The sequence below is a fragment of the Undibacterium sp. Ji42W genome, from assembly GCF_049340405.1.
Lineage (GTDB): Bacteria > Pseudomonadota > Gammaproteobacteria > Burkholderiales > Burkholderiaceae_D > Undibacterium.
Window position 1 is genome coordinate 83,191 of record NZ_JBMPOV010000007.1, and the last position, 12,204, is coordinate 95,394.

At 52.1% G+C, this 12,204-nt stretch carries 10 protein-coding genes; 1 reads left to right on the forward strand and 9 read right to left on the reverse strand.

Annotation, left to right across the window (positions count from 1 at the left end; all coding sequences use genetic code 11):
• Window positions 1-66: 66 nt before the first annotated feature.
• Together ACO0LG_RS16275 and ACO0LG_RS16280 are read right to left on the reverse strand one after the other, a co-directional pair.
• Window positions 67-1,056 (reverse strand): alpha/beta fold hydrolase, encoded by a 990-nt coding sequence (locus tag ACO0LG_RS16275; RefSeq protein WP_423028164.1) that lies wholly within the window; start codon window positions 1,054-1,056, stop codon window positions 67-69.
• A gap of 128 nt (window positions 1,057-1,184) precedes the next feature.
• The gene (locus tag ACO0LG_RS16280) at window positions 1,185-2,396 is read right to left on the reverse strand and encodes a C39 family peptidase (RefSeq protein WP_423028166.1); all 1,212 of its coding nucleotides are present in this window, start codon (window positions 2,394-2,396) and stop codon (window positions 1,185-1,187) included.
• 282 nt (window positions 2,397-2,678) lie between these two features.
• On the opposite strand from ACO0LG_RS16280, the gene ACO0LG_RS16285 reads away from it, so the two are divergent.
• Window positions 2,679-5,345: a tetratricopeptide repeat protein gene (locus tag ACO0LG_RS16285; RefSeq protein WP_423028168.1), complete on the forward strand. Its 2,667-nt coding sequence runs from the start codon at window positions 2,679-2,681 to the stop codon at window positions 5,343-5,345.
• A 21-nt stretch (window positions 5,346-5,366) separates the two neighbouring features.
• Here the strand turns inward: ACO0LG_RS16285 and ACO0LG_RS16290 are convergent, their stop codons facing one another.
• From ACO0LG_RS16290 to ACO0LG_RS16320, 7 genes are all read right to left on the reverse strand, one after another.
• The gene (locus ACO0LG_RS16290; protein WP_423028170.1) at window positions 5,367-6,464 is read right to left on the reverse strand and encodes a class I SAM-dependent methyltransferase; all 1,098 of its coding nucleotides are present in this window, start codon (window positions 6,462-6,464) and stop codon (window positions 5,367-5,369) included.
• Window positions 6,465-6,491: 27 nt separating this feature from the next.
• A complete protein-coding gene (locus ACO0LG_RS16295) occupies window positions 6,492-6,983 on the reverse strand; it encodes a GNAT family N-acetyltransferase (protein ID WP_423028172.1) in 492 nt (163 codons plus the stop codon).
• 31 nt (window positions 6,984-7,014) lie between these two features.
• The gene (locus tag ACO0LG_RS16300; protein WP_423028174.1) at window positions 7,015-7,974 is read right to left on the reverse strand and encodes a hypothetical protein; all 960 of its coding nucleotides are present in this window, start codon (window positions 7,972-7,974) and stop codon (window positions 7,015-7,017) included.
• 11 nt (window positions 7,975-7,985) lie between these two features.
• Window positions 7,986-8,765 (reverse strand): class I SAM-dependent methyltransferase, encoded by a 780-nt coding sequence (locus ACO0LG_RS16305; RefSeq protein ID WP_423028176.1) that lies wholly within the window; start codon window positions 8,763-8,765, stop codon window positions 7,986-7,988.
• Between the two features lie 68 nt (window positions 8,766-8,833).
• On the reverse strand, window positions 8,834-9,787 hold the full coding sequence (locus tag ACO0LG_RS16310) for a hypothetical protein (RefSeq protein WP_423028178.1): 954 nt from the start codon (window positions 9,785-9,787) through the stop codon (window positions 8,834-8,836).
• A gap of 47 nt (window positions 9,788-9,834) precedes the next feature.
• A complete protein-coding gene (locus ACO0LG_RS16315; RefSeq protein WP_423028180.1) occupies window positions 9,835-10,590 on the reverse strand; it encodes a WbqC family protein in 756 nt (251 codons plus the stop codon).
• Window positions 10,590-11,711: a DegT/DnrJ/EryC1/StrS family aminotransferase gene (locus tag ACO0LG_RS16320; RefSeq protein WP_423028182.1), complete on the reverse strand. Its 1,122-nt coding sequence runs from the start codon at window positions 11,709-11,711 to the stop codon at window positions 10,590-10,592. The genes ACO0LG_RS16315 and ACO0LG_RS16320 overlap by 1 nt, the downstream gene beginning before the upstream one ends.
• Window positions 11,712-12,204 lie beyond the last annotated feature (493 nt).

Sequence of the window (12,204 nt, forward strand, 5' to 3'; positions counted from 1 at the left end):
GTGGCCTTTGTCAGATCAGATCGAGGCGAGTACCGTCATGCATAGCCCCGCCTGTTGCGCAAGTTTTTATGGCGTAGTTGCCATCGCAGGCAAGGTGCTGATGATGGTCTGCTGAAATTTTTCTGCTTCGTCTTTATGAATCTGATGTCCGGAATGTTCAAATAAAAACAGCGCTTTCTTTGGTGCCTTCAATTGTGCGAAATAGTCTTTGGTAATTTGGGCAGATGTTTGTATATCGTTTTTCCCTACCAAAAAATACACCGGGCAATCGACTTCTTTCAAGGTCTTTGGTAAATCCATGCTCATGACGGCGTTCCATACAGGCGACCAGGTTTTTGACCATAGCAAGAAGCCATTCTTGAAGTCAGTGCTAGAGGCGAATTCTTTGCCTTCTTTGTAGAGCAGCCATTTTCTCAGGTAGAACAGGTCTTCGTCGATTTTAAATGGGATGTTGACGCTGGCCAGTTCCTGGCTGGCGGGCGCATTGTCCTTGAAATGGATCTTCAAGGCAGCCAGCAATTCTTTTTCACTTGCAAGCTGGCTGATGACGGGATTTACCGCAAAATAAGCATGCAATAACTCAGGGTGATTTTTGACGATGTAAAAGCCCAGGACATTGCCCCAGGAGCTGCCGAGTAAATATATTTTTTTCTGTTTTAATTCTTTTCTGATGAATTGTATGACTTCATAGGTATCCTTTTCCATGAGCTCAACCGTGGGTTGTACAGGTGAAGGATTGAGTTTGAGCGTTTTCCCGGCATCTCTCTGGTCCCATTGGACTATCGTAAACCTGTCTTTCAAAATAGTCGTGAAAGCAGCCGCATTGTTCATCATCGAGCTTCCGGGGCCGCCCGATAAAAATAACAGGACGGGTTTGTTGGCATCATCCGTCTTTATTTCTACAAACTGTTTTATTCCACCTATTTCCGGGCTCCGCATTTTGTCGATTTTTATGGGCATGGTTTGGGGCTGGGTCTGGTTCATGTCTTGCGCTATGCATGCAGAGAATGGGATCATGACGGCAAATAGTAAGACCCGCAGTTTTTTATTTATCATCGGTTAGTAGTCAGCTTAATTGATTTTGATTTGGAGTCGTAGCGGGGAACAGTGTCCCCGCATCTGTGCAGTTGATTCATGCAGTCATGACTGCATATATATCCAGAGTCCGGCTTCAAGGTATTTCTTCACCGCGCCGACGCAGGCACCGCGCGGAAGGCTGCAGTCTGGTTGGACATGATTTTTACTGGGGGCAGCACATAGGTGGAATCGGTGGCGGTGAAGCTAAAGGTTTGCGTGGCTGCGGCAGCATTGGCGTTGAAAGATGAATTGGGGATGGCTGCCAGTGAACTGTATTGATAGACATTGTATTTAATGCCAGTGCTCAGGCCATATACGGTGGCGGTCAGGGTCAGTGGGGCTGCCATGGGCGGAGTATTTGCGCCTTTGCTCATGGCCGGGTTTTCATAATTCAAGTCGGTTGCCAGCCGCACTGGCACCGTTTCTCTATTTATATCGATGACACCGGTAATGGCAACGGCTGCGTTAGGGTTGCTGCCGTTGCTATGCAGGGCTAGCGAGTATGGTGGTGCAGCCGGGGCATTGGCCTGGGTGCGTGTCATCTGGAATTTGTCGAAGGCATACTGGAACAAATAGGCAGCTGCCACTGGCGGAGCAGTAAACTGGTTGGGGTAGCTGGCATTGTTGGTGCCGTCGTTATCGCTGAACTGCAAAATATCGTCGGCGTAATAAGTCTGGTTCAATCCAGGTACCAGTGGGTGGCTGGAGGCGATGCCATTCACCGGGACGAGATGGTCATAGCTGGAAAAACCAGCCGCAGGGTTGCCGCCAGGCTGGTACTGATTCACATAGATACCCATGATGACCGGATAACCAGCCAGCACATGACCCTTGATCCATGCCAGGTACTGGTTGGTCGTAGTAGTGCTGGATTGCCCATTCCACTCAACTGCATTGAGGTGCATATTGGCTGCTGCGGTCAAATCATTGACCGAGACGAGCAACTGGCTATTGACATCGTTTTGACTTAAACCCGGTGTTGCGGCAGCGCGCGCTGTGTATTGCGATACATACTGACCGTAATACAAACCGGCGCTGATGAAAGCGGTTTCGCCGCAATAGCCGTAGTTGGCATTCCACTGATGACGTGGTGGAATCGCCAGTGACATCGCATAGCTGCCGCCAGTGGGTGGTGGCGGTGAATCTGTCGGAACCGGCCCTGGCAAGATAACGGGTACCAGGCTGGTACTGACCTGGGTTTGGCTGCTGGTGTCAGGTGCAGTGCTGGCACTGCCGCTGGTACCTGAGCCGCCACCGCATCCTGCCAATATCACTGCCAACAGACTCAATGCGTATGCACTGGCTATTTTCTTGTTCATGAAGTCTCCGTATGGGGCGTGAACTTGTCGTTCACTTTTTTGCTGGGATTGCCAGTGCTTGCAAGCAATTGCGTAGTGGCAATTATGCAATAATTTTGGTGTTGGGTGACAAATACTTCGATGCACAAGAAATCTGGAGAGAGTAATCCAGGCCGTTTCATGCTGCGGGCTTTAGAATCAGACGTAGCGATGTTATCCTGCGTTAATATGTGTGTTTTGCCACTCAGGCTGCCGCATTGCCTGAGAAATCGTGGCAAACGTTACTGAGCAAAGGATTTTTGCATGTTTTCTTGGTTTAAAAAGCGCCTGGGTTCAGGCAATGAGGCTGTTGCCCAGCCAGCGATACAGGCTGTACCGGCTGCGGCTGATAGGGCAACTGAGAGTCGTGGCAGCGCTCAACCCATTGCAGGGAAACCGGAAGGCAAGGGCAGTTTGCTGGAGCAGGGTAATCAGTTGTTTGCTGCTGGTAAACTCGACGAGGCAGAGGATTACTGCCAGCAGGCGCTTGCGCTTAATCCACAAGATGCGCAGGTACACAACAAGCTGGGCGATATTGCCTATGAGCGCGGACAACTGGCGGTGGCTGAAGCGGCTTATCGCCGCGCTCTGGAAATGGCGCCTGCCTTTAGCGACGCCGCGATCAATCTGGGTCTGACCCTTGATGGGCAAGGTCGCAGTGCAGAGGCCGAAGCCACTTACCAGCAATTGATCGCGCGTGAACCTGGTAATGCGGTGGCGCATTTCAACCTGGCCGCCAATCTGACGGTGCAAAACCGTTTGCCAGAGGCAGAGGCCAGTTATCGCCTGGCCATACAGATCAACCCGGCTTTTTCTTTTGCGCATTTCAACCTGGGGACTTTATTACAGGGGCAGAACAGACTGGCTGAGGCTGAGCCATGTTTCCGGCGCGTGCTGGAAATCAATCCCGACTCCATGAATACCTATGCCAATCTGGGCGGCCTATTGCTGACGCAGTCACGTCATGCCGAGGCTGAAGCATTGCTGAAACAAGCCAGCACTGCAGTCCCGGTATCTCCTCAATTATTGTGGATGTTGAGTAATGCGCTGCTGGCACAGGCCAAGGGCGTCGAAGCTGAAATCTGGTTGTGGCGCTTACTGGAAGTGCAGCCCACCCATGCAGAAGCGCGGGCCATTTTACTTGATACGCTCGGCGCGCAAAACCGCCTGGTGCAGGCCGACAGCCACTACCAGCGCCTGATTGCCAGTGTGAAGGATGATGCCAACTGGCATTTCCAGCTCGGAGAGAAGCAGACCCAGCTAAGGCATATGTCAGAAGCAGTGGCCTGCTACCAGGCAGCGATCAAAATCAAACCTGATTTTGTCGAGGCGTACTTTAATCTCGGTGGCATACAGATAGGACAAGGGTTGGTGGCTAGTGCCGAGCGCAGCTTCACGGCTGTGCTTGCGATCAACCCGCAGCATGCCTATGCGCATATCAATATCGCCCTGTTGCTGATGGGCCAGCATAAGCCTGAAGAAGCAGAAGTGAGCTGCCGCAATGCCATCCAGCATGCGCCGCAGGCAGGTGATTTTTATTGCATACTGGCGTCCATCCTCAAATTCCAGGGCGAGATGACGGATGCAGAACAGGCGCTTAAACAGGCACTGGAGATTGATCCCAGCCTGATCGACCAGCGCATAGAGCTGGCCAGCTGGAAATTATTCAACATGCTTGAAAATCAGGCGGCTGATCCGCAAGCCCTGTTTGCCGAACACTGCCGCATAGGCGATATCTATGAGGCTGGTTTGCGCGATGCATGGCCCAGACATCAAAACCATCGTGACCCGCAAAAGCAATTGAGGGTAGGCTTTGTCTCGGCAGATTTATGCAATCATGCGGTGGCATCTTTCATAGAACCTGTGCTTGAACACCTGGCCAATGCCAGTGATATCGCGGTATTCATTTACTATAATAATAGCGTGGATGACGAGATCACTTACCGCATCCGCTCCCGCTTCAGGCACTGGCGCAAGGTGGCTGAGTTGTCTGACGCAGATCTGGTGACGCAAATCATGCAGGATGGTATTGATATCCTCATTGATCTCTCCAGCCATACCAGCATGCACAGATTGCAGGCTTTTGCGCACAAGCCAGCACCCATACAGGCGAGCTGGATGGGTTACCCAGGCACTACTGGCTTTCGCTCTGTCGATTACTTCCTGTCTGACCGATTTATCCTGCCACCGGGTGAGTTTGAATCGCAGTTTGTCGAAAAGATAGTCCGTCTTCCAGCCAATGCGCCATTCAAATCAACGGTGAACCCGCCTGATCTGGTGGCTTTGCCTGCGCTGGCGAAAGGCTATGTTACCTTTGGCAGTTTTAACCGTGTCGGCAAGATTAATGCTAACGCCGTCGCGGTCTGGGCCAAGGTTTTACAGTCTGTACCCAACTCACGCATGCTGCTGGGTTCCATGCCTGCCGACGGTGAGCACCCGGCTATCCGTAGCTGGTTTGATCATGCCGGTATCAGTGCTGATCGTCTGGTTTTTGAGCCGCATTGTGACTTGCGCAAATACCTGATGCTGCATCAGCAGGTGGATATCTGCCTCGACACTTTCCCGTATTCAGGCGGCACCACCACCATGTATGCGGTCTGGATGGGCGTGCCCACCGTGACCCTGCATGGCCAGACCATACCCAGCCGCACTAGTACATCCATCATGGGGCATCTGGGCCTGGATAATTATATCGCTGGTGATGCCGATGAATTCGTGCGCAAGGCAGTGGCTGCGGCCACTGATCTGGCCAGCCTGGCCAGCCTGCGCATGAGCATGCGTACACGCATACAGCAATCAGTACCGGGCCGCCCCGAACTGATCGCCTGCGGCTTGCAGCGTGCCTTGCGCATCATGTGGCAAAACTGGTGTCAGGGTTTGCCTGCGCAGTCATTTGAGGTGCTTGAAAAGGATTTGAACGACGCGCAGTAATACATTGCGCGTCGCTGGTGTTCATGGGTGCTGCACTTTTTTCTGGATGAACAGTGCTCCACCCATGAAAAACGCCGTAGCTATTTCTGCCTGATGGCTGGTGAGATAAGCATCGGCAGCGCGGCGCGGTCCATCGCCAAAAGGCCATGAGTAATCGTCGATGACTATCCAGCCACCAGGTGCCACCAGCGGGCACCAGGCCGCCACATCAGCCCTGGCGCTGTCTTCGCTGTGGTTGCCATCGATATGCAGCAAGGCGATCTGGCCGCTGTAGCTCGTGTTGCCAAACACGGTGTTATTGACACTGTCGTGGCTGGCATAATAACTGGCACCATCAAGTGATGGCATGCGCAGGTAATTGAGCCTGCCGTGGCTGTAAGGCAGCAGGTTGACCAGGAATACGCCAAAGGCTTCTTCTGCGCTGAAATGGGTGAAGGCTGCTTCAACCAGGCTGTCGGCACCTTCTGAGACGATGCCGGTTTCTGACCATGGGTCTATGCACAGCACATTGCCCAGATCATAGCTTTGCGCCAGATGGCCGAGGATGAACGCAGACTTACCCCACCAGCTACCAATTTCAACGACATCACCAGTCGGGCAACTGCGGGCAATTTCATACAGGGCGCGCAGTTTTTCATGGTCGCACATGCCAGGAATATCCTGCACATGCCGGTACAGGGCGGCAATGCTCAACAAGGGCAGATCAGGTTTGACTGTTGTTTGCGCTGCTACGGCTATCGGTTGCTCAAGCACAGCTCTCGCCCATTGCGTCGCAACGCGAAAAGCATCCAGCTCGGCATTGGCGGGTGTGGTATTCAATAAACTGACCGCGGGAGCCAGGGCAGGCAGCAAACGGTTCAGGTAATCCCAGACTACCGCATGCGGTGTATAGATGTTGGTAATGCCTTGCTCTTGTATTGCAGTTAATAAGCTTTGGTCAAAATCGGCATGATTCACAAAGGGCAGTTGCAGCCAGTCGCTGTCACCATAGGCCTGACGTGCCGGGTCCAGTACCAGGGAAGAGGCACCGATCAGCCTGCCATCATCGTTTTTGCGGGACTGCATGAAGGCAACAGCCTGCGGCATGCCGGCAGGGAAAATCAGTATGGTTTTATTCATGATGGGCAAGGGAGAGTGGGGCAGGTTTCATGAGAAAATATGGCGCATCACCATATTGTCTGCTGTATTCATATTCGCTTTTGCATGCTGCACAAAGCCGATTTTTTCATACAGCGCAATGGCGGTGGGATTGTTGGTGTTGACTTCAAGTTCCACCTGCATGCAGCCACAGTGCTTAGCATAGTGCAGCGCCTGTTTCAACAAGGCCCGCGCGATGCCCTGCTGCTGCCAGGTGGGCAATACGCTGACATTGGTGATGAAGGCGCGGCCATGCTGGGTGTCTTTACAACCATCGTTGGAATCATCGTTACAATACATGGCGACCAGACCCGCCAGCTCATGTTCGGCGCTGGCGCTGGCTTCAAACCGCTGTGCACGGCTAATGATTTTGCTGGCGTAGTCGTCTATGTTCAAGCGGCTGCTCAACGATGGCACGAAGGCAGCATCACATTGCCGCAGATGTGCCGCTATCGCCTGGTGGCTGGCCTGGTTGTGCGAAAACTGGATGGCGGGATTCATTTGGAGGAATTTGTGGGGCTTATCGTGGGGCTTATTTTTCCAGCACTGCTGCACCAAAACCGTAACGTCCAAATTCACTGCCGTTATACAGCAGGTAAGTGCGGCCATCGCTATTGAATGCATGCGGGTAGCACTGCATGTCGGCATCCCATTCACCTGGCGTGCCTTCCAGCCGGGCTTGCAGATCATCCCTGGTCCAGTTCAGCAAGTCATCTGACCAGGCATGGCCTATGCGGTAGCCGCGCTCTGCATTGGTTCTGAAGTCATAGGCGTGGCGGTAGCAAAAAAACATATGGTAACGTCCATCAATGTCTACGACTGTCGGCAGAGCCTGGCATTCATGTTCGCCTATCTGGTCAGCAATGATCTGGCGCGCTTCTTCTTTTTCCCAGTGTATGCCATCGGCGGATGTGGCATGGCCTATCTTGTAGATGCGGTCCGGTACAGCATCTGCTGCAAACTGTGTCCAGCCTGTGCCAAAGATATACCACATGTGAAAAGTATTGCCGATGACTTTGACAAAGCCATCACCCACCAGACAGGGCTCATGCAGCGATGCTGACAATACCGGGCCTGGGCCCATGCGCTGAAAAGTCAGGCCATCATCATCGCTGGTTGCCAGCCCAACCGCCGTTTCCACAGACACTGATACACGTCTGCTCCAACCACAGGTATAGCCATAGATACGGCCCTCGTGGCGCAGCACATTCATGGGGAAAATACCATGCTCATCAAAACTACCCAAGTCACCCAGCGGTATCACGGTTTGCTGTGATACCCGCAAGGTGGTTTTTAATTCCTTGTCCATATCGACAAAGGCAATATGGCTCAGGTATTTGCCGGTTTTTTGTTCGAGTGCGCGGGTAGAAAAATAAATACGGATGAAATCATCAAACACCAGCGCCTGTGGTGACTGGGCAAATGCCACGCAGTCATTCGGCAACTGGTGCTGGGTAGGGTCAAATATCTTGCCCAGTTTTTTCCATCTCATGATGCTGCTCTTCATTCAGCGCCAGCCGTGGTTTTCTTGCGCACGACGGCATACACGTCTGCACACATGTCGGGATATTCATTGCCCAGGCTGAACAGACCTTCGAGTTGTGGTTCACCGAGTATGCCGGAATCGATCATTTTATCCATCTGGAAATCGGCCAGGTATTTGAAGAAAATACCGCCTTGCGCGACGATTTCAAAACCGGCAGTTTCCAGTTCACGATTCAGCGTGACGCGGTCATACACGCGGCGGTGGCCGCCACGCAAATCATTTGGTGTCAGTTCATACAGGCTGTCGAGCAGGCCCATGTGCCTGGCGAGTTGGCGTGACAAGGCACGCGCGTTCGGTACGGCGACAAACAACAGACCATCTTTGCTCAGTGACTTGTGCACCATCTTCAAGACTTCCTGCACATCCAGTAAATGCTCAAGCACATGGGAAGCGATGACGGCATCATATTGATAGGGGGCGTCATAATGCTCAAACAGTGAGCAAAAATAATTCGCGTTCGGCAGATTGCGTGACTTGGTCCTGTTCAAGAATTCTTGTGAAGCATCGACAATATCCAGCGTATCCACCAGCGGGCTCAACAGCTCGGACATATAGCCGATCTCGCAACCCAGCTCCAGCGCCTTGCCGCGCTTCATGAATTGTTTGAAGACACGGATCTCGAGTTCACGCATCAGCCTTTGCTGGCTGGAGTCGTCCGAGGTGATGTAGTTGGCCGCATAGGCTTCCAGCAAGCCTTTTTCTTTGTCGAGCAGAGGATTCACTGTCATCTTATTCATCTCATTTATCTCATTAATTCAGTTGCCCTTGCTAAACATCATCAGCAAGACGCAGGGATTTTATCAATTCAGGTTTCCAGCCTGGCCAGACCAAAACCATGCCTGCCCATCTGGTTACCCAGATAGAGCAGATAAACTGCGCCATCAACGGCAAATACATGGGGGAAGGATACCATTTCTGAATCCCAGCCTTCTTCAGAAATCTCCAGCCCCGCCTTGTCATCATCGCGTACCCAGTTGAACAAATCATCAGAACTGGCATAGCCCATGCGGTAACCGCCTTCCTTGCCATGGTAATTGGTACTGGCACGGTAGCTGAAGAGCATGTGGTATCTGCCGCCATATTCAAACACATCAGGGCAGGCCTGGCATTCATTCTCGCCTATCCTGCATTCGACCAGGTTGCGGCCATGCTTGACCCAGTTAATACCGTCATCCGAGGTCGCCATTCTGATCTGATATACGGGCTCTGCGCGGCTGGGTGTCTGCAACCAGCGTTGCCCTGCACTATAGAACAGATACCAGCGGCCATTGAAGCGACGGATTCTTGGTACGGTCAAAAAAAATGGTTCATCCAGTGTACAGGGCAAGACCGGGCCGGGGCCAAGCCGGGCAAAGCTGTCGCCACCGTCATGGCTGATGGCGGCACCGATATTGATCGTAAATGGCACAGACTCGCAACGCGAATAACCGACATAATAGGCCAGTACGTCTTCATCCTTACGTATCACTGAAGTGAAGTACGCCCCAAATTCATCAAAGCTACCAGGGCCACCCAGGGGTAGCAAAGGCGCTTCGCATACACTGATCAGCTGGCTGGGGTCATCCCGCCTGAAGTCGGCATAGGCCGACAGGCTGACATAATTGCCCTGGCTATCCGCCGGCGGGCGGCAGGCAAAATACACCCTGATTCTGTCTTCCAAGATCAGGGTGCTGGGTGCTTGTGCAAAGGCCGATATCCATGGCCGGTCTTTGATGAGTGCCGGATCAAATATCTTGCCCAATTTTTTCCATTTGAACATGGATGCTTCCTTCATGCTGTCATATAGGCATTTTACGCGAAGCGGGCTCAAATCAAGTCAAAACCATGGTCCAGAGTGCTTTGTATGGCTTCAGGCGGGTTGAACATTATCACATCAATGATTGATAACCAGGGTACAAAGCCTGCACCAGCCTGTGCATATTCAAACGGTTTCGAGCGTATGAATTTCAGTTCCAGCCCATGCTGGCTGAACTCTTGCGGCTCGTACAAGTCCATCCCACCTATCGCATTGACATAGGTATGCGCACCAACAGCCTGACACAGGGCCATGACTTTATGCTTGCCCTTAAGCTCATGGGCGATGGGGATGGTCGATGAGACCCTGAACTCAGTTGCGATACCCAGATGCGCGCAAGTCTTGCGCAAGGCATGCTCCAGAAAGCGGAACAGGTTCTTTTCATCATGCAGCAACACCGCCTCCAGCAAAGGCAGGGTTTGTGGAAAGTAAGGCGCACGGCGATAAGCGCCGCTGAGCTGCTGCAAGAGTTTGCGCGGGTTGAAGTCGGCGGCCAGTTCACGTTCAACAATATCCAGCTTATCCGAATCACTTTTTAGCGGCAGCGAAAACATGCAGTCCTGGCCGTTTTGCAAAAAGCGGTTACGGTTGATCCAGCCTTTTTTGGTGTATTTGATATTGTCGTACACGATGAACAAATCCACCGCATTGATAAGCTGGAAGTAGCCTATGTAGGGGAAAAAATAAGGCTGCATGATGGCGACCTTGAGGCCAGGCCCTGAGCCGATATTGGGGCCGGCATCTGCAACAGTATGAGCCGCTTCCATTATTGGCTGGCGATGTGCTCAACGATCATGCTGACCTGCGCATCGCTGAGCTCAGGATAAATCGGCAGGCATAACACCTGCTGTGCCGCCACACGGGCGACAGGCAGATTATCTTTCTGTGCCGATGGCAAGCCACGATACATGGGGAAGTCAGAAATCAGCGGGTAAAAATAGCGTCGCACCATGATCTTTTGCGCCCGCAATGATTCATACAGTGCATCGCGGCTGACGGGATAAGCCTCGTTGACGAGGATAGGGAAGTAGGCACAGTTCGCCACCGCATTGCCGCCACCCTGCACGCAACTCACACCTTTCACATCCTTGAGCAATTCACGGTAGAGCGCATCAATCTCACGGCGTCGCGCCAGCGCCTGGTCTATGTGCTTTAATTGCAGCAAGCCTAGTGCAGCATTGAATTCGCTCATCTTGCCATTGATACCCGGTGCAGTGACCGTGGTTTCATCGACAAAACCAAAGTTCTTCAAATGGTCTATATGGTTCTTGGTCTTGGCGTCAGGGCAGATAATCGCACCACCCTCAAAGGTATTGAATACCTTGGTTGCATGAAAACTCAGCACTGACAGATCACCATGACGCATGATGCTCGCGCCTCTGTCCTTGACCGCAAATGCATGGGCCGCATCGTAGATGATCTTCAGATTGTAACGGTCGGCAATCGACTGTATCGCCTCGACATCACAAGGGTGCCCATAGCAATGCACAGGCATGATGGCCGTTGTCTGCGGTGTGATAGCTGCTTCTATGCGCGATGGATCAAGATTGAGGGTATGCGGGTCTATATCTGCAAACACCGGCTTGATACCATTCCATAGCAGCGAATGCGCGGTTGCCACAAATGAATAGGGGGTAGTGATCACTTCGCCGGTAATGCGCAGCGCCTGCAAGGAAGTCACCAGCGCCAGGGTGCCATTGGTGAACAGGGCCAGATGCTCGACACCCAGGTATTCGCACAGCGCAGCCTCCAGTTGTTGATGGAAAGGCCCGCCATTGGTCAGTATCTTGTTATCCCAAATTTGCTCCAGATAAGGAATAAATTCCTCAAGCGGCGGCAAATGAGGTTGCGTCACGTAAATGGGCTTTTTATCGGGTGAATTTTCCATAAAGCCTTGGCAGTGGCAGGTGCATCATCAGAGGTGATGGCTTAAGGTGGGTATTGTATATTGTCTATTTGCAAGGATAGCACAAACAGTCTTGGTTTTAAGGGGAAGCAAGTGTACCTGCGACGTTGATAGGGCAAGCTTCTGGTAGGAGAATTAGCTATTTATTATGATTGAAGTACGCTAAGTCAAATAAGTAATTGTTCAGGTACCGTTTTTTTTTGCCGAGAATTCAAAAACGGCAGCAGCATGATCAAATGTGGTACCTAATTTTTCGGTAAATACATCCGCAGCACTCAGAAAAGGCAGGCCAGTTCCAGAAGGGCCAACCTAAAGGAACTGTGCAAGTTCGCATCCTGCCAATTTAATGATGCGTCGTTCATGGTAACGTCGACCAAACAATGCTCAAACATCCCCGTAACCTGCATTTTATAGAGTCTGCCATCGTAAAAGTAGGTATAGACTTCAGACATTGCAGAGTCAAGTCGTGGGACGG